We start from the raw sequence: 16532 nt of genomic DNA, 5'->3' as shown, positions 1-16532 counted from the left end.
CCGTAAAGGCCGAATCTGTTACATCCATGAGCCTCTCAAATAGTGTAGGACGCGCGCTAGAAATATCCCTCCGCGGCGCTGACGAGCTGCTGCCGCAGGACGAGTGGGTGCGCAAGCTCCAGCGCTCCGAAGCCACCGGGACCCCCCTGCGCATCAAATTCGGTCTGGACCCGACGGCACCGGATATTCATCTGGGTCACACGGTGGTTTTCAACAAGATGCGCCAGTTGCAAGACCTGGGCCACACGGTGATCCCGCTGATCGGCGACTTCACCACCACCATCGGCGACCCGTCCGGGCGCAACAGCACCCGGCCGCCGCTGACCCGCGAGCAGATCGAGGCCAATGCGGCGACCTACTTCGACCAGCTGCGCCTGGTGCTGAACGTCGATATTGCCGAAGTCCGCTACAACTCCGAGTGGAGCGACCCCCTGGGCGCGCGCGGCATGATCCAGCTCGCCGCCAAGTACACGGTGGCCCGGATGATGGAGCGCGACGACTTCAACAAGCGCTTCAAGGGCGGCCAGTCGATCTCGGTGCACGAATTCCTCTACCCGCTGATGCAGGGCTACGACTCGGTCGCGCTCAAGAGCGACCTCGAGCTGGGCGGCACCGACCAGAAATTCAACCTGCTCGTCGGTCGCCATCTCCAGCAGGAATACGGTCAAGAACCGCAGTGCATACTCACTATGCCGCTGCTGGAAGGGCTCGACGGCGTCGAAAAGATGTCGAAGAGCAAGAACAACTACATCGGTATCAGCGAAGACGCCAACACCATGTTCGCCAAGGTGCTGTCGATTTCCGACGACCTGATGTGGCGCTGGTACACGCTGCTGAGCTTCCAGTCGCTGGAGCAGATCGCGGCGCTGAAGGCCGAGATCGAGGGCGGCCGCAATCCGAAGGACGCCAAGGTCGCGCTGGCCAAGGAAATCACCACGCGCTTCCACAGTGCGGCGGCGGCGGACGCGGCCGAGCAGGATTTCATCAACCGCAGCAAGGGTGGCGTGCCGGACGAGATTCCGGAGGTGTCGCTGTCGGGTGCTCCGCTGGGCATCGCCCAACTGCTCAAGCAGGCGAACCTGGCGCCTTCGACCTCGGAAGGCAATCGCCTGATCGACGGTGGCGGCGTGCGTATCGACTCAGCCGTGGTTAGCGACAAGGCGCTGAAGCTGCCCGCAGGCAGCTACGTGGTGCAGGTCGGCAAGCGCAAGTTCGCCCGCGTGACCCTGAGCTGAGGGGCTTTCAGCGAACCTCGATGGTGACGCGCCGGTTCCGCGGCTCGTCCACCTCGTCGGCGGTCGGGACGGCCAGGTCGCGCTCGCCGCGGCCCACGGCCTCGATGCGGTTGGCCGGGAACTGGCGCTCCACGAAGAGCTGAACCACTTCCTGCGCCCGACGACGCGACAACTGGTCGTTCTGCTCGCCGCTGCCCTTGGTGTCGGTGTGGCCCGTGACCACGATGTCGCCGCCGCTGCGCGCCAACGCCGCAGCCAGCGCCTCGGTCATGATCTGCTGCGAAGCCGGCGTCAACGTGGTGCCGCCGAGCTCGAAATACACCGTGTAGCGCTGCGGCGGAGGCGGGCGCATGTCGAACAGCGGCTTGTTCTCTGCCTGCACCTTGGCCGGATCGGCCTGGTCGACCACCGGAGCGCCCTTTGCGCCCACTGCGGCCGTGGCGCGCTGGTAAGGCGTGGAAAGCACTTCTTCTCCGTCCTTGGCGCGTACCACCACTGCCGATGGCTTGCCGTCCGCCTGCGGCAGCAGCACCACCCGCGTGCCGGGCGTCGAGCATGCGGCCAGCAGCAGGGCGGCCAGCGCGGCCGGAAGAAGGAATGCGAGGCGGGACTGTTGGGGCTTGGGAGTCTTCATCATGGCTGGCCGTCGGCTTGCACGATGAAGTCGGTGCCGCGAATGCCGATGGTGGCCGTCTGCGTCTCGACCCGCACTGCGTCGGGATTGGTCTTGCCGATCAGGCCGGTGATCATGCGCATGGAGCCTCGCAGCAGCGAGACCAGCATGCCGCCTTCGTGCGTCGTGCCGTCGAAGTGGAATTCCTTCAGGTCGAGCCGCGACGAGGGGCCGACCACCAGTGTCGTGTCGTCGCGCAGCACCACGGAGGCCGAGGAGTCGGGGCCGGTCACGATGCGGTCCACGGCGCCCAGCGCGTCGCCGGGGCTGGCCGCGCGGGTGGCGCCGGCGCCGTTGAGCAGTTGCACGTTGCCGCGCACGAACTTCACGAAGCCCGCCTGGGGATCCGCCTTGGCGGCGGGGGCGGCTGTAGCAGGCGCCGGTGCGGACGCGGCTGCGGCAGGTGGCGCCGCCACGGGAGCGGCCGATGGCGTCTGGGCTTGTGCCAGCGCGGCCGAGGCCACAATGGCGAGGCCGCCCAAGGCGATCACGAGGTTTTTCATCATCTGGGCTCTCTGCGAAGGACAGTTTCGCGTTGGTCGCAAATTATTAATGCGAAGGCGTTACATGTAGACACGGAGCCGATAATTCAGGCAGTTCTTGCGGCCTTTTACCGCTTTTTGCGTTGCCTTCTGCCCAATTCCCATGGTTTTTGCATGACGTTGACCCCCAAGACGCTGCTGCGTGTGTCCGTTGCCGTGGCCTTGATCACGATTGTGCTCAAGGGCCTGGCTGGCTACCTGACGAATTCGATGGGCCTGATCTCGGACGCGATGGAGTCCTTCGTGAACCTGGCGAGCGCCATGTTCGCGCTGGCCATGGTGACCATCGCCGAGCGGCCCGCCGACGACGACCATCCCTACGGCCACCACAAGGCCGAGTACTTTTCCTCGGGCTTCGAAGGCATCCTGATCGTTGGTGCGGCCATTGCGATCCTCTGGGTGTCCATCCAGCGCCTGCTGTCGCCGCAGCCGCTGGAGCAGCTGGGCTGGGGCCTGGCGCTGTCGGTGCTCAGCTCGGGCTTCAACGCAGGGCTGGCTTTCATGCTCTTCCGCGCGGCACGCACGCACCGTTCGATCGCGCTGGAGGCCGACGGCCGCCACCTGATGACCGACGTCTGGACCTCCGCCGCCGTGGTGGTCGGCATCGTCGGCGTGCAGCTCAGCGGCTGGCTCTGGCTCGACCCGTTGCTGGCCATTGGCGTAGCGCTCAACATCGTGCGCGAGGGCGTCAAGCTGGTGTGGCGCTCGTCGCAGGGCCTGATGGACGAAGCCCTCGACCCCGAAACCCTCGCCACCGTGCGCGCCACCCTCGACGCCTTCGCCGCCCGCATGCCCGAAGGCACGCGGCTGCGCTTCGACGACATGGTGACCCGCAGCGCCGGCCAGCGCCGCTTTGCCGACCTGCACATGCACGTGCCCGGCGACTGGACCCTGCAGCATGCCGCCAACATGCGCGACCAGCTGGAGCAGGCCCTGATGGACGCCGTGCCCGGCCTGCGCGTGACGATCCAGCTCCTGCCCCTGACCATGGAAGCCCGCGCCACCCAGGCCGGCGAACATCACGCCTTATGAAAGCTGTTCTCCAACGCGTGGCAAATGCGCGCGTCGACACTGCCGGCCGCACCGTCGGCGCCATCGACGCGGGCCTGCTCGTGCTGCTGTGCGCAGAGCGCGGCGACGTCGACGTGCTCGCCGACCGCATGCTCGCCAAGATCCTCAAGCTGCGCATCTTCTCGGACGAGGCCGGCAAGATGAACCGCAGCGTGCAGGACATCGGCGGCGGCCTGCTGGTGGTGAGCCAGTTCACGCTGGCGGCCGACGTGAGCGGCGGCAATCGCCCCAGCTTCACCCAGGCCGCGCCGCCCGATGAAGGGCGCCGGCTCTACGGGTACTTCGTGGCGCAGGCGCGCGCCGCGCACCCGGTGGTGGCCACCGGCGAGTTCGGCGCCGACATGCAGGTGCACCTGCTGAACGACGGGCCCGTCACCATCCCGCTGCAGATGACGGCGTAGCGGCGGCGGCCGCTTATTTATTTGCCGTACGGGCTGCGAATGCCCAGGCCCGCAAGAATCTCGATTTCGTACGCTTCCATCTCGTCAGCGTCGGCCTCGCTGGTCTCGTGGTCCCAGCCCTGCGCATGCAGCGTGCCGTGCACCAGCAGGTGCGCGTAGTGGTCGGCCAGCGTCTTGCGGTTTTCCTTCGCCTCGCGCGCCACCACCGGAGCGCACAGCACCAGGTCGGCCATCACCAGCGGGCTTTGCGCGTAGTCGAAGGTCAGCACGTTGGTTGCGTAGTCCTTGCCGCGAAACTCGCGGTTCAGGCGCTGGCCCTCATCGGCATCGACGATGCGCACTGTGATCTCGCCGTCGATGTCCAGCGCATGGCGGATCCAGCGCGTCACGCTGTGGCGCGGCAGCGCGGCGCGATGGCGCTCCACGCCCTTGAAGCGGCCGAATTGCAGCGAGAGCGAAAGTGCGGGAAGTGCGGATGCGGCCATCTCAGTGGGCTCCCGCGCGCTTGCGCTGGCCATCGTAGGCATCGACGATCTTCGCCACAAGCGGGTGGCGCACCACGTCCACGCTCGTGAAGTGCGTCATGGCAATGCCGTTCACGCGCTTGAGCACGCGTTCGGCGTCGATCAGCCCGCTCAACTGCTGCTTGGGCAGATCGATCTGGCTCACGTCGCCCGTCACCACCGCGCGCGCGCCGAAGCCGATGCGTGTGAGGAACATCTTCATCTGCTCGGGCGTGGTGTTCTGTGCCTCGTCGAGGATCACGAAGGCGTTGTTCAGCGTGCGCCCGCGCATGAAGGCCAGCGGCGCGATCTCGAGCGCATTTCGCTCGAAGGCCTTCTGCACCTTCTCGTAGCCCATCAGGTCGTAGAGCGCGTCGTACAGCGGGCGCAGGTACGGGTCGACCTTCTGCGTCAGGTCGCCCGGCAGAAAGCCCAGCCGCTCGCCTGCTTCCACCGCGGGCCGCGTCAGCACGATGCGCTGCACCGCGGCGCGCTCCAGCGCATCGACCGCGCAGGCCACTGCGAGATACGTCTTGCCGGTGCCGGCCGGGCCGATGCCGAAGGTGATGTCGTGCTTGGCGATGTTGTCGAGGTACAGCGCCTGCGTGGGTGTGCGCGCGCGCAGGTCGGTGCGGCGGGTGACGAGCATCGCTATGTCGTCGTCACCATCGAGCATTCCGCCGTCGCCGGCCAGCGTGAACTGCACCACCGCCGCGTCGATGGGCCGCTGGGCAATTTCGTACAGCGCCTGCAGCACGTCCATTGCGCGCTGCGCGGAGGCCTTGGGGCCGTCGACCTTGAACTGTTCGTGACGGTGCGCGATCTTCACGCCCAACGCCTCTTCGATGCGGCGCAGGTGGGTGTCCAGAGGTCCGCACAGGTGGCCGAGGCGCGAATTGTTCAGTGGGGTAAAGGTGTGTCGCAGAATCACGCCGGACATTTCAAGGAAAAAGGGCACCCATGATAGGCAAACTGACCGGCACGCTGGCCGAACGCAACCCACCGCAGGTAGTTGTGGACTGCAACGGAGTCGGCTATGAGGTCGACGTGCCGATGAGCACGTTCTACAACCTGCCGAACCTCGGCGCGAAAGTCTCGCTGCTCACGCACTTCGTCGTGCGCGAGGACGCGCAGATTCTCTACGGCTTCGGCACTGCGGAGGAAAGGGCAGCCTTTCGCCAGCTCATCAAGATCACCGGCGTGGGGCCGCGCACCGCGCTGGGCCTGCTTTCGGGCATGAGCGTGGGTGAGCTTTCGCAGGCGATCACAACGCAGGAACTCGGCCGGCTCGTGAAGATTCCGGGCATCGGCAAGAAGACGGCCGAGCGGCTGTTGCTTGAACTCAAGGGCAAGCTCGGCGCTGACATCGGCCTGCCGGCGCATGCGGCGTCCGATGCGCAGGCGGACATTCTCCAGGCGCTGATCGCGCTGGGGTACAGCGACAAGGAGGCCGCGCTTGCGCTCAAGGCGCTGCCAAAGGATGCGACGGTGAGCGAGGGCATCAAGATGGCGCTGAAGTCACTGGCTAAGTGAGCTTGGTTCGGGGCGCGATCACGCCGACGGCGTGATCGTTCAGCGCAGCGCTTAAACCTCCGGCACAACGGCAGCGCACATGTGCGAATGGCACCGGGTGCTCCCCGCAGCGAAATAAAGGAGGAGGCCGTAGGCCGGGGGACATTCGCGGAGGGGAGTACCCGGTGTCATTCGCACGCACCCCGGAACGAAACTCTCGCCGCTCAGGGATAGATCTTCTCGCCCTTCTCCAGCATCTCCACGAACTGCGCGATGCGCCGCGCCCGGGTCTCGGGCTTCTTCGCCCCCTGAGTACGAAACAGCACGGAATAGCGGTTGCGCGCATCCAGCGTGGCGAAGAACTTCGCAGCTTTCTTGTTCGCGTCCAGCGCGGCCTGAAGATCGGGCGGCACCGTCGCCACGCTCGCGGCTTCGTAGGCCGCGTCCCAGCGCCCGTCGGCTTTCGCGCGCTCGATCTCGACCAGTCCGGCCGGCTGCATGCGGCCTTCGTCTATGAGCTTGAGCACCTTGGTGCGGTTGATCTGCGACCAGATGCTGCGCTTGGTGCGCGGCGTGAAGCGTTGCAGGAAATACTGCGCATCGTCGCTCTTGCGCTGGCCATCGATCCAGCCGTAGCACAGCGCTTCCTCGAGCGCGGCGGGGTGGTCGATGGAGGCGATGCCGCTGTCCTTCTTCGCGATGCGAAGCCATACGCCGGCGGCGGTCGCGTGGTGGCGCTTGAGCCAGCGTGTCCACGACGCGGCATTGGTGCACTCGATTGGCGTGTCGTGCGGAACGCGCTCTGCCGTCTTCGTGGTCATGGCACCCACCAGTAGCGCAGCGCGTGGAAGTAGATGGGCGCTGCAAAGATCACCGAGTCGAGCCGATCGAGCATGCCGCCATGGCCTTCGATCATCGAACCCCAGTCCTTCACGCCGCGGTCGCGCTTGATGGCCGACATCACCAATCCGCCGAAGAAGCCCATCAGGCAGATCGTGAGCGCCATCAGCGCCGCCTGCCACGGGTTGAACGGCGTGGCCCAGTACAGCGCCGCGCCCAGCGCGGTGGCGCTCGCTACGCCGCCGATCAGGCCTTCCCAGGTCTTGGAGGGCGACAGTTCGGGCGCCACCTTGCGCTTGCCGAAGAGCTTGCCCCACACGTACTGCAGCACGTCGCTGCCTTGCACCACGATCACCAGGAACGCGATCAGCAGCAGGTTGCGGCCTTCGAAGCCGGGAATCTGCAGCGTGAGCAGCGCCGGCACGTGGCTGATGCAGAACACGCACACCATCAGCCCCCACTGGATCTTCGAGGTGCGCTCAAGGAAGCGGCGCGTGTCGCCGCCGACCGCCGCCAGGATGGGCAGCAGCAGGAAGGCATAGACCGGGATGTAGATCGCGTAGAGCCCGTACCAGTCGATCCAGATCAGGAAATACTGCCCTGGCAGCGCGAGGTAGAAGGCCAGCGCGATCGGCGCGTGGTCGCCGCGCCGCGTGTAGGCCAGGCTGATGAACTCGCGCAGCGCATAGAACGAGATCAGATAGAACAGCACGATCACGCCGCCCTTGCCGAAGGCAAAGGCAATGCCGATCACCGCCACCATCACCCACCACGCATTGACGCGCGAGTTGAGGTTGTCGATTACCGAATGAGGCTGGCCGTGCGCCACGCGCCACTTGAGCAGCGCGCCGATGGCCGAGGCCAGTATCAGCACGCCGGCCACGCCGCCGAAAAGTTTGAGCGTGGTCCACGCGAAGGGAGAGAGTTCGATCACGAGGCGCTCCCTCCGTTGCTTTGTTCGTTTTGTTGTTCGATGCGGTCGTATTCGGGGCGCAGGTCGAGCATCGCCGTGCGCGCGCGAGCGATGAAGGTGTTCTTGTCTTCACCCTCGGCCAGCTTGATCGGCGCGCCGTAGCGCACCGTGCACGCGAGCGGAATAGGCACCAGCGTGCCCTTGGGCAGCACGCGCTTCAGGTTCTCGATCCACACGGGCACCAGCCGCACGTTGGGGCAGGCGCGCGCCAGGTGGAAGAGCCCGCTTTTCAGCGGCAGCAGGATCTCGTCGCCCGTGTTGCGCGTGCCCTCGGGGAACATGATGAGCGAGTCGCCGGCGTCCAGCGCCTCCTTCATCTGCTCGACAGGGTTCTCGCCCTGGCCCGATCCGTCGCGGCGGATCATCAGCGCATTGAACACGTCGGCGCCGATGAACTGGCGCGTCTTCGAGGCCATCCAGTAGTCCTGCCCGGCCACCGGCCGCGTGAGCGCGCGCAGGTCGGGCGGCAGCGTGGCCCACAGCAGCACGAAGTCGCCGTGGCTCGTGTGGTTGGCGAAGTACAGCGTCTGCTCGGCCTTAGGCGTGGTGCCCGACCAGATGGCGCGCACCCCGGTCAGCAGCCCGGCCGCGCCGATGATCAGCTTGCCCGCCACGATGGCGAGCCCGCGCCGCAGCACGGTGCTTTCGGGCTTGTCGTTGTTCTTGTTGTTTTCTTCGGTCAAGAGAGGTCCTGTGTCATCAAGGCAAGGAGGAACAAGGCGCTCTGGCAGGCCACGACGATGGCATGGCGCTGCATGAGCTGTCGGGTGCCCTGCACGCGGTCGTCGAGCGGGCGCGTGGTGTTGTGTTGCGACGGCGGTGGCTCGCGCAGTCCGAGCGTGGAGAGCGCTTTGTCGAGCGCTTCGAGCGAAGCGACGGTGTTGCGCGCGAGGCCGTCGAACAGCGCTTCGTCGAAGCGCAGCCGGAACGCGAAGTAGCGCTCCAGCGCGCCGAGGATCACGACGGCGCCGAAGCCCATGGTGGCCGTGGTCGAGAGCGAGCGCAGCGTCAGCGCAAGCACCAGTGCCGAGATGCAGGTGAGCGCGAAGCCCCAGAGGCCCAGCAGCGCGATGGCGCGCAGAAGGCCCGCCAGCGCGGCGCAGGTGGTTCGGTCGTTGTCATCGGTCATGGGGCGGTACCTCAGGCAAAGGTTTGAACGGCTCCAGGGACACCCGCCAGGCACCCCGCAGCACGATCTGCGGCCGTGCGCGGCGCACCGTGTCCTCGGCCTGGGCGACGCTGCCGGCCGGGCCGTAGCGGCCCAGCCAGGCGATCACCGCCGCAGCGCTGCGCGAGAAGCCGAGCGCGCAGCAGACCCACACTGTGGCACCGTCCGCGTTCCGGCGCTGGCCTTCGATGACGGCTGCCGCGCGCTGCAGGCGCACGGTTGGCGGCACCGTCAGGTCGAGCAGCGGTACGCAGCGCGCATGCGGGACGCCCGCGGGCATCTGCAGCTCGGCGCACAGGCTCACCAGCCGGGGCTGCCCGGCGGCCAGCCATTCGGCGTGCGTCGGCCGTCGGCCCAGCCGCAGGCCCGGCACCACTTCGACCGAAGCCGGCAGCTTGCGCGTCCAGAGCCAGGCGTTGATGGCGGCGGCGAGCCGGTAGGGCGCCAGCATCCACCGCGCCGCCCAGCCCATGCGACCGTGGCCGTCCATCTGGAAGCCGCGTGCGCCGAAGCCGATGTAGTTCAACGCCACCAGCGCCAGCGACGCGGCCGGCCATGCGAGCCACAGCGCGACGCCACCGCCGTACAGCGCGGCCGCCAGGAACAGCGCCGCGCCCACTGCGTAGAAACCCGCGAGCTTCCAGCGCTGCGAGTCGCGCGTGATGCGCCACGCACACGGCATCGACACCACGCGCTCCAGCGGCCACAGCCACACGCAGAACAGGCCGAGCAGCGCGCCGGTCGGAATGTCGATGAAGTGGTGCTGCCACGTCGTGAGCACCGACGCGCAGATGGCGAAGGCCCACACATGCAGCACCAGCCGCGCCCAGAGGGGCCGAATGAACTGCCGGTACCAGTCCCACAGGATCACGGCCAGCGCGATGTGCAGCGAAGGCGCCTGGTTGAACGGCTGGTCGAACCCGCGCAGCGCGTTGAACAGAAAGGCCGGCGCCCCGTCGACTGGCGGCTGCCCGAAGCTGAAGTGCAGCGGCCAGAGGATGAAGCAGCTGCAGGCGACGAGCGTGGCCGTGACCAGCCGCAGCGCGTGCCGGTCGAGCGTGTGCCGGCTGCGCGCCAGGAACAGCGACAGCGCATAGAAGACGTTGATCGTCCAGTAAGGAAAGATCGTCCACGGCCAGAACGGCACTTGCCGCTCCCACTCGAAAGCCATCGACGGCACGTTCGCCCGCGTGGTCGCCCACCAGTTGGCGAAACCATAGGTCGCATAGAACAGCGGCCCCAGAAACACCAGCCATGCGGCGGCGCGCTTCCAGGGCCGTTGCGCCAGCCAGGCGGTCATTGAGTGACGCGCACTGCCAGCGACACCGTGAAGATGCCCCACTCGTCGACCCGCTGGTCGATCTTGCGGAAGCCCGCTTCTTCCACCAGCTGGTCCATTTCGTACTGGGTGCGGCGGCGCATCACCCAGGCCTCGCCCTGGCGATGGCTGGTGAGGGCGCGCGCGATCATCTCGAGCTGCGGGTGCCACGGCTGACCGGTGTAGACGAGGTAGCCGCGGTCTTCCACCGCGTCGCCCACGCCCGCGAGCGAGCGGCGCACCATCTCGTTGTCGGGGAACAGCTCGTACAGGCCCGACACCACGGCCAGCGTGGGCCGCGGCAATACGCTCGCGAGGCTCATGCGGTCGAAGGCGTCGGCCTGCACGAACTGCGCGACGTCCTCCAGGCCCTTCTCGGCGATGAGCGCACGGCCGTCGCGCACGTTGATGTCGCTGTAGTCGCGCAGCAGGATGGAGCTGGCCTTGACAGGGCTGGCCAGCACCGCGTCGAGCACGTAGCGGCCGTGGCCGGCGGCGATGTCCATCACGCGCACCTCGCGGTGCATGTCGGCCAGGCGCTCCATTGCAATGCGTAGCAACTCCTCGACGTGGATCTTGCGCTGGCGGATGCCGCGCCAGCCGATGGAGTCCAGGTACGTCTTGTCGATGGAGCGGCCGATGGCGGAGCTGCCCTGCGGATGGTTGCGGTACACGTAGTCGAGCGTGCTGCCCGAGTCGAAGCCGGTGGCATGGCCGAGCTTGATGCCTTCAGACATCGTGCCGCCCAGCTTCAGGCTCGCGCGGGTCATGGCCCAGTAGGCGCCGCGCGGCGACAGGGGCGACAGCGGCTCGGCCAGCGCACGCGACTCGTCGGCCGTATCGCCGCTCAGGTGCGCCTCGCGGCGGTCCACCGGCACGGCCGGCTCGTCGAAGCGCTGCAGGATGAATTCGCGGATCTGCGCCACGGCCGGCGCCCGGTCTTTCTCGCCCAGGGTGTCGTGGAAGAAGCCGGGCAGCTCGGTCTTGGTCTTCACCGCGCTGCCCAGCCGCTCGAAGAACTGGTGCTGCGGCTTGTGGTGCACCACCCAGTCGGCGCCTGAAATGAGCAGCTGCACCGGCAGCGTGATCGCATTGGCGTCGGCGACCACGCGGTCGGCGGCTTCGTACAGGCCCAGCAGGATGTTGACCGCGATGGGCCGAGAGATCAGCGGATCGCTCTCGTAGCTGGCGATGCGTTCGGGGTCGTGCGTGAGGAACTTCGCCTTCACGTAGCTGTTGACGAAGAACAGGCCGCGCAGCTTGTGCATCAGCCCTAGCCCGGCGCGCGCGAACGGCACGTAGAGCTTGACCTTGAAGGCCGGCGAGGCGAGCGTGAGCCCGCGCACCTTGGGCGCGTAGTCGTGCGCCCAGGTGGCGATAAGCACCGCGCCCACGCTCTGCGCGACCACGTGGATGTCCTGCTCGGACACGCCGTGTGCCGTGCCGATGTGCTGCACGAAGGTCTGCACGTCGCGCACCGAGGTGCCGAAGCTCGGGCTGTAGCCGCGCTGCCCGGGCGAGCGGCCGTGGCCGCGGGCGTCCCAGGCGAAGAAGTCGAAGTCGGGCAGGTTCAGCTCGTCGACCAGGTGCGCCATGCGCGCGCCGTGTTCATGGCCGCGATGGAACAGCACGATGGCGCCGCGCCGCGTGGCGCCGGTGGCTGGCCAGTGGCGGTAGAAAAGCGATTCGCCGTCGTGCGTCTGGAAATGAAGCTCGTTCGGAGCGCGTGGAGTGGTGTCGTTCATTGAATCCCTGTGAAATCTTGTAGGAGCTTGTTCAGTGGCGGCCTGCGGCGTCGGCCTCGGCCAGCGCGCGGCGGATGCGGTTGACGGTGGTCCAGGCCACCAGCACAGCAAGCAGCGGCATCAGCCAGGCCGTCCAGCCCGGCAGCGGCAAGCCCAGCGCCACGTAGAGGCCGAGTGCGCCGAACACGAAGGCCCGGTCGCTCTTGCCCAGCGGACCGTCGTAGCGGCGCGAGGCGCCCACCGTGGGGCCCAGCGCGCCGGCGAATTCGCTCAGCCCGGCCAGCACGATCACCGTGCCGACCCAGAAGCCGCTGAAAGGCAGCACCAGTGCAAAGGGCAGGTACAGCGCCGCGTCGGAGACCACGTCGGTCAGTTCGTTGAGGAAAGCGCCCAGCTTGCTCTGCTGGTTGTGCTCGCGCGCCAGCATGCCGTCGATGGCGTTGAAAGCCATGCGAAGGAACATCCAAAGTGGAATGAGCCCGAAGGCCGCCAGCGAGGGCGCCGCGAAGAAGAGCCAGAGCCCGAGCGCGACCGAAACGACGCATGCCGCCATCGTGACCTGGTTGGCGGTGACGCCCATCGCATGCAGGCGGACCACCAGCGGCCGCAGCAGGGCCTGGAAACGCGGCTTCAGTTCGTAGATCGACACGTGCTGGCTTCCCCTCGTTTGTTATGTGCCGAAGCATTCTGCCAGTCTGGCCCAAGGACTAAACTTGCCGACGCAGACCCTTACCCAATGACCATCCAGACAGACGACTTCGCGCCCGCCCCCCAACGCGTGGTGTCCGCAGCCCCCGCATCGCCCAACGAAGAGGCGATCGAGCGGGCCCTGCGCCCCAAGCTGCTCGACGAGTACGTCGGCCAGGCCAAGGTGCGCGAGCAGCTCGAAATCTTCATCGGCGCCGCGCGCAAGCGCAAAGAGGCGCTCGACCACGTGTTGCTGTTCGGCCCCCCGGGCCTGGGCAAGACCACGCTGTCGCACATCATCGCGGCCGAACTGGGCGTCAACCTGCGCCAGACCTCCGGCCCCGTGCTCGAAAAGCCCAAGGACCTGGCGGCGCTGCTGACCAACCTGGAGCCGAACGACGTGCTCTTCATCGACGAGATCCACCGGCTGAGCCCCGTCGTCGAAGAAATCCTGTACCCCGCGCTGGAGGACTACCAGATCGACATCATGATCGGCGAGGGCCCCGCGGCGCGCAGCATCAAGCTCGACCTGCAGCCCTTCACCCTGGTGGGCGCCACCACCCGCGCCGGCATGCTGACCAACCCGCTGCGCGACCGCTTCGGCATCGTCGCGCGGCTGGAGTTCTACACGCCCGAAGAGCTGGCGCTGATCGTGACCCGCAGCGCCCGCCTGCTCAAGGTGGAGACCGACGAAACCGGCGGCTTCGAGATCGCCCGCCGTTCGCGCGGCACGCCCCGCATTGCCAACCGCCTGCTGCGCCGCGTGCGCGACTACGCCGAGGTCAAGGGCAATGGCCGCATCACCGAAGAAATCGCGCACAAGGCGCTGGCCATGCTCGACGTCGACCCGCAGGGCTTCGACCTGATGGACCGCAAGCTGCTCGAAGCCGTCATTCACCGTTTCGACGGCGGCCCGGTGGGGCTGGACAACGTGGCGGCCAGCATCGGCGAGGAGCGCGACACCATCGAGGATGTGATCGAGCCCTATCTCATCCAGCAGGGCTACCTGCAGCGCACGCCGCGCGGGCGCATCGCCACGCTGGCGGCGTACCGGCACCTGGGCGTGACGCCGCCTTCGAGCCGTTCCGACGGACAAGACCTCTTTGGAGCCTGAAGACACATGCACACTCATGACCTGAGTGCCTGGCAGCACGACCACCATTTCGGCGCCGACACCGCCTCCGCCGAGCGCAGCACGCGCCTCGTGATGTGGATCACCGCCGCGATGATGGTCGTCGAGATCGGCGCCGGCTGGTGGTTCAACTCGATGGCGCTGCTGGCCGACGGCTGGCACATGAGCTCGCACGCGCTGGCCATCGGCCTGAGCGCCTTTGCCTATGCGGCCGCGCGGCGCTACGCGCGCGACCCGCGCTTTGCCTTCGGCACCTGGAAGATCGAAGTGCTCGGCGGCTTTGCCAGCGCGCTGGTGCTGCTGGGCATCGCGGCGCTGATGGTGGTGGGCTCGCTCGAGCGGCTGTGGTCGCCTTCGGCCATTCACTACCCCGAAGCCATCTCGGTCGCGGTGCTGGGGCTGGTGGTCAACCTGGTCTGCGCGCGGTTGCTGGGCGGGGCGCATCACCATCATCACGGGCATGACCACGGCCACGCCCGTGGGCACGACGATCACCACGCGCATGGCGACCACCATGGCCACGACCTGAACCTGCGTTCCGCCTACATGCACGTCGTGGCCGATGCTGCCACCTCGGTGCTGGCCATTGCGGCGCTGCTGGGCGGCTGGTTCTACGGCTGGGCCTGGCTCGATCCGGCGATGGGCATCGTCGGCGCGGTGCTGGTGGCGGTCTGGGCCAAGGGGCTGCTGAAGGAAACCGGCAAGGTGCTGCTCGACCGCGAGATGGACCACCCGGTGACGCAAGAGATCCGCGAAGGCGTCGAGACGACGCTGGCCGATTCGGAAACGCGCGTGGCCGATCTGCACGTGTGGCGCGTGGGGCGCGATGCGTATGCCTGTGCGCTCACGGTGGTGACGCATTCCATGACGCTGACGGCCGACGAGGTGCGGGCGTGCTTCTCGATGCACGAGGAAATTCGCCACTCCACGGTGGAGATCCAGCGCTGCGTCGACTAGCTCCTTGTTCTTCCTGCAGGCCGCGTGTGCCGCACGATCAGAATCTGCGCCGCGTAGTAGGTAGCCAGCACCCACAGCGACGCCAGCGGCAGCGGTGACACGAAGCGGTTCGTTGCCAGCAGCGAGTCGCTCAGCATGAAGAAGCATGCGCCCACCGCAACCCACAGCGCGGCAGGGTCCGCGCTTCGTAGCACGGCGGCCCGCCCGATGGCCTGTGCCGCCATGCAGGCGATCACGATCACATAGACGCCGACCGGCACCCGCAGGGCGACGGGCAGCCCACCTTGCCAGAGAAACGCGTACATCCCCGCGCCGATCAGCAGCGTCGCCGCGAGCACGCCGCGGCGCGGAAACAGGCCGACCCCGATGCGGAACAGCGCGATGTAGGCCAGGTGCGCCAGCAGGAAACACACGAGCCCGGGTACGAAAAGCTTGGCCGGCCCCATCAGCAGCACGTCGCCGGCCAGCGATGCCACCAGGCCCGTCAGCAGCAGCCCGTCGAAGGTCGTTACGGCACCAGCCGCCATCGCCCGCCGCGCGGCGAAGAAGATCGCGATCGACAAAGCCAGCGGCTTGAAGACGAGGTGCAGCCAGCCGATGCCCAGCGCCGCGCTCGCCGTGGCCAGGGCCGCTGCCTCGATCAGCAGCACCTCGGTCATCGACAACCGCCCCTGCAGCACACCGCCGATGGCCCACAGGCTCGCCGTCAGCGCGGCCAGCCAGACGGCGGCCTGCGGCAGCGGCATGGTGTCGGAGAACCACAGGAAGAATATGGCCCCCGCCAGCATCAGCATGAACTGCACGCCCGCGAACCACTGCACGGCCCGGCTCACCACCGGTTCGTAGCGCGTCACCTTTGAAATGTCGAAGGCCGGCTTCGGAAATCGCGTCGCCACGTCCGTCGGCCGCCAGCCTGGCGGCTTGAACCACACGCGCAGCTTGTCGGCCCAGCTGCGCGTATGCCATGAATCCTTCGCCAGCGCCCAGTACACCTCGGCGTTGGCCCACAGCGGGTCCCAGCTGCGCAGCTCGCCGCGCGTGCCGTAGACGCAGCGTTCGTCTTCCTCGCGGAAGCTGCCGAACATCCGGTCCCATACGATCAGGATGCCGCCGTAGTTGCGGTCGAGGTACTTGTCGTTCACCGCGTGGTGCACGCGGTGGTTCGAGGGCGAGCAGAACCAGCGGTCGAACCAGCCCAGCTTGCCCACCTGCTCGGTGTGCACCCAGAACTGATAGAGCAGGTCGACCAGAGCCACCACGCCGAACACCAGCGGTGGCACGCCCGCCACCGCCATCGGCAGATAGAACACCCAGCTCAGCAGTGCGCCGCTCGATGTCTGCCGCAACGCGGTCGACAGGTTGTAGTGCTGGCTCTGGTGATGCACCACGTGCGCCGCCCACAGGATGGCCGACTCGTGGCCCATTCGGTGCAGCCAGTAGTAGCAGAAGTCGTAGAACACCAGCGCCAGCAGCCAGCCGTACCACGTCGTCCAGAAGTCGCGCGCTGCCTCTTGCGGAAACAGCGCCACTGCCGAATACACGGCCGTGTAGATGCCGATGCGCAGCAGCCCCGTGAGCACCGCGCTGATCTGGCTCAGCATGCCCAGGCCGATGCTGTTCACCGCGTCGGCGAGGCGGTAGGTGTCATGCCCTGTGCCGCGTCGCGCGCGCACGCGCCCGACCGCGAATTCGATTGCGATCAGCAGGAAGAAAACGGGAGTTGCGAGAACGATGATCTGGCCGGGGCGCATCGCGCGATTGTGGCGTTGCCGTCG

At 67.3% G+C, this 16532-nt stretch carries 18 protein-coding genes; 6 read left to right on the top strand and 12 right to left on the bottom strand.

All coding sequences use genetic code 11. The features are described 5' to 3' along the window. Positions 1–26: 26 nt before the first annotated feature. Positions 27–1235 (top strand): tyrosine--tRNA ligase, encoded by a 1209-nt coding sequence (gene tyrS / locus ACTG4X_RS31000; RefSeq protein WP_093056694.1) that lies wholly within the window; start codon positions 27–29, stop codon positions 1233–1235. A 7-nt stretch (positions 1236–1242) separates the two neighbouring features. Here tyrS and ACTG4X_RS30995 read toward each other — a convergent pair whose 3' ends face one another. Both ACTG4X_RS30995 and ACTG4X_RS30990 read right to left on the bottom strand, forming a co-directional pair. After that, a complete protein-coding gene (locus ACTG4X_RS30995; protein WP_256216853.1) occupies positions 1243–1872 on the bottom strand; it encodes an OmpA family protein in 630 nt (209 codons plus the stop codon). Further along, on the bottom strand, positions 1869–2414 hold the full coding sequence (locus tag ACTG4X_RS30990) for a FecR family protein (RefSeq protein ID WP_093078414.1): 546 nt from the start codon (positions 2412–2414) through the stop codon (positions 1869–1871). The genes ACTG4X_RS30995 and ACTG4X_RS30990 overlap by 4 nt, the downstream gene beginning before the upstream one ends. 150 nt (positions 2415–2564) lie before the next feature. On the opposite strand from ACTG4X_RS30990, the gene ACTG4X_RS30985 reads away from it, so the two are divergent. Continuing rightward, complete coding sequence (locus ACTG4X_RS30985; RefSeq protein ID WP_440532777.1) at positions 2565–3482, top strand: cation diffusion facilitator family transporter; 918 nt, start codon at positions 2565–2567, stop codon at positions 3480–3482. Continuing rightward, complete coding sequence (dtd, locus tag ACTG4X_RS30980) at positions 3479–3922, top strand: D-aminoacyl-tRNA deacylase (RefSeq protein ID WP_440532776.1); 444 nt, start codon at positions 3479–3481, stop codon at positions 3920–3922. Before ACTG4X_RS30985 ends, dtd begins: the two co-directional genes overlap by 4 nt. 17 nt (positions 3923–3939) lie before the next feature. On the opposite strand, the gene ybeY is transcribed toward dtd, so the two are convergent. Then, positions 3940–4407, bottom strand: coding sequence for an rRNA maturation RNase YbeY (ybeY, locus tag ACTG4X_RS30975; protein WP_093056690.1), 468 nt, complete (start codon positions 4405–4407; stop codon positions 3940–3942). Position 4408: 1 nt separating this feature from the next. Continuing rightward, a complete protein-coding gene (locus tag ACTG4X_RS30970) occupies positions 4409–5365 on the bottom strand; it encodes a PhoH family protein (protein WP_440532775.1) in 957 nt (318 codons plus the stop codon). Positions 5366–5385: 20 nt separating this feature from the next. Between ACTG4X_RS30970 and ruvA the strand changes: the two genes are divergently transcribed. Further along, positions 5386–5958, top strand: a complete 573-nt coding sequence (gene ruvA, locus ACTG4X_RS30965; RefSeq protein WP_093056689.1) for a Holliday junction branch migration protein RuvA — start codon at positions 5386–5388, stop codon at positions 5956–5958. 203 nt (positions 5959–6161) lie between these two features. Here the strand turns inward: ruvA and ACTG4X_RS30960 are convergent, their stop codons facing one another. Genes ACTG4X_RS30960 through ACTG4X_RS30930 form a run of 7 tightly spaced genes read right to left on the bottom strand, consistent with a single transcriptional unit; the run spans position 6162 to position 12630 of the window. Beyond that, a complete protein-coding gene (locus ACTG4X_RS30960; protein ID WP_440532774.1) occupies positions 6162–6758 on the bottom strand; it encodes a YdeI/OmpD-associated family protein in 597 nt (198 codons plus the stop codon). Then, a complete protein-coding gene (locus ACTG4X_RS30955) occupies positions 6755–7711 on the bottom strand; it encodes a phosphatidate cytidylyltransferase (RefSeq protein WP_093056687.1) in 957 nt (318 codons plus the stop codon). The genes ACTG4X_RS30960 and ACTG4X_RS30955 overlap by 4 nt, the downstream gene beginning before the upstream one ends. Further along, on the bottom strand, positions 7708–8433 hold the full coding sequence (locus tag ACTG4X_RS30950; RefSeq protein ID WP_371127381.1) for a lysophospholipid acyltransferase family protein: 726 nt from the start codon (positions 8431–8433) through the stop codon (positions 7708–7710). The genes ACTG4X_RS30955 and ACTG4X_RS30950 overlap by 4 nt, the downstream gene beginning before the upstream one ends. Then, a complete protein-coding gene (locus ACTG4X_RS30945; protein WP_093056686.1) occupies positions 8430–8879 on the bottom strand; it encodes a hypothetical protein in 450 nt (149 codons plus the stop codon). Before ACTG4X_RS30945 ends, ACTG4X_RS30950 begins: the two co-directional genes overlap by 4 nt. Continuing rightward, positions 8869–10218, bottom strand: a complete 1350-nt coding sequence (locus ACTG4X_RS30940) for a phosphatase PAP2/dual specificity phosphatase family protein (RefSeq protein WP_440532773.1) — start codon at positions 10216–10218, stop codon at positions 8869–8871. The genes ACTG4X_RS30945 and ACTG4X_RS30940 overlap by 11 nt, the downstream gene beginning before the upstream one ends. Then, positions 10215–11981, bottom strand: a complete 1767-nt coding sequence (locus ACTG4X_RS30935) for a bifunctional alpha/beta hydrolase/class I SAM-dependent methyltransferase (RefSeq protein WP_440532772.1) — start codon at positions 11979–11981, stop codon at positions 10215–10217. Before ACTG4X_RS30935 ends, ACTG4X_RS30940 begins: the two co-directional genes overlap by 4 nt. A 31-nt stretch (positions 11982–12012) precedes the next feature. Next, the gene (locus ACTG4X_RS30930; RefSeq protein WP_093056683.1) at positions 12013–12630 is read right to left on the bottom strand and encodes a CDP-alcohol phosphatidyltransferase family protein; all 618 of its coding nucleotides are present in this window, start codon (positions 12628–12630) and stop codon (positions 12013–12015) included. An 87-nt stretch (positions 12631–12717) separates the two neighbouring features. On the opposite strand from ACTG4X_RS30930, the gene ruvB reads away from it, so the two are divergent. Both ruvB and dmeF read left to right on the top strand, forming a co-directional pair. Beyond that, positions 12718–13782, top strand: a complete 1065-nt coding sequence (gene ruvB / locus ACTG4X_RS30925; RefSeq protein WP_093056682.1) for a Holliday junction branch migration DNA helicase RuvB — start codon at positions 12718–12720, stop codon at positions 13780–13782. Between the two features lie 6 nt (positions 13783–13788). Further along, positions 13789–14757 (top strand): CDF family Co(II)/Ni(II) efflux transporter DmeF, encoded by a 969-nt coding sequence (gene dmeF / locus ACTG4X_RS30920; RefSeq protein ID WP_440532771.1) that lies wholly within the window; start codon positions 13789–13791, stop codon positions 14755–14757. Here dmeF and ACTG4X_RS30915 read toward each other — a convergent pair. Then, on the bottom strand, positions 14754–16508 hold the full coding sequence (locus ACTG4X_RS30915; protein WP_440532770.1) for a lysoplasmalogenase family protein: 1755 nt from the start codon (positions 16506–16508) through the stop codon (positions 14754–14756). The genes dmeF and ACTG4X_RS30915 overlap by 4 nt on opposite strands. Positions 16509–16532: the final 24 nt, after the last annotated feature.

Source organism: Variovorax sp. YR566, assembly GCF_051992195.1.
Lineage (GTDB): Bacteria > Pseudomonadota > Gammaproteobacteria > Burkholderiales > Burkholderiaceae_C > Variovorax.
The sequence above is the reverse complement of the archived record's forward strand: the minus strand, read 5'-3'. Positions and strand labels throughout refer to the sequence as shown.

Coding starts and splice junctions, on each gene's coding strand:
- tyrS (WP_093056694.1), top strand. CDS start 27: ATGAGCCTCTCAAATAGTGTAGGACGCGCGCTAGAAATATCCCTCCGC.
- ACTG4X_RS30995 (WP_256216853.1), bottom strand. CDS start 1,872: ATGATGAAGACTCCCAAGCCCCAACAGTCCCGCCTCGCATTCCTTCTT.
- ACTG4X_RS30990 (WP_093078414.1), bottom strand. CDS start 2,414: ATGATGAAAAACCTCGTGATCGCCTTGGGCGGCCTCGCCATTGTGGCC.
- ACTG4X_RS30985 (WP_440532777.1), top strand. CDS start 2,565: ATGACGTTGACCCCCAAGACGCTGCTGCGTGTGTCCGTTGCCGTGGCC.
- dtd (WP_440532776.1), top strand. CDS start 3,479: ATGAAAGCTGTTCTCCAACGCGTGGCAAATGCGCGCGTCGACACTGCC.
- ybeY (WP_093056690.1), bottom strand. CDS start 4,407: ATGGCCGCATCCGCACTTCCCGCACTTTCGCTCTCGCTGCAATTCGGC.
- ACTG4X_RS30970 (WP_440532775.1), bottom strand. CDS start 5,365: ATGTCCGGCGTGATTCTGCGACACACCTTTACCCCACTGAACAATTCG.
- ruvA (WP_093056689.1), top strand. CDS start 5,386: ATGATAGGCAAACTGACCGGCACGCTGGCCGAACGCAACCCACCGCAG.
- ACTG4X_RS30960 (WP_440532774.1), bottom strand. CDS start 6,758: ATGACCACGAAGACGGCAGAGCGCGTTCCGCACGACACGCCAATCGAG.
- ACTG4X_RS30945 (WP_093056686.1), bottom strand. CDS start 8,879: ATGACCGATGACAACGACCGAACCACCTGCGCCGCGCTGGCGGGCCTT.
- ACTG4X_RS30940 (WP_440532773.1), bottom strand. CDS start 10,218: ATGACCGCCTGGCTGGCGCAACGGCCCTGGAAGCGCGCCGCCGCATGG.
- ACTG4X_RS30935 (WP_440532772.1), bottom strand. CDS start 11,981: ATGAACGACACCACTCCACGCGCTCCGAACGAGCTTCATTTCCAGACG.
- ruvB (WP_093056682.1), top strand. CDS start 12,718: ATGACCATCCAGACAGACGACTTCGCGCCCGCCCCCCAACGCGTGGTG.
- dmeF (WP_440532771.1), top strand. CDS start 13,789: ATGCACACTCATGACCTGAGTGCCTGGCAGCACGACCACCATTTCGGC.
- ACTG4X_RS30915 (WP_440532770.1), bottom strand. CDS start 16,508: ATGCGCCCCGGCCAGATCATCGTTCTCGCAACTCCCGTTTTCTTCCTG.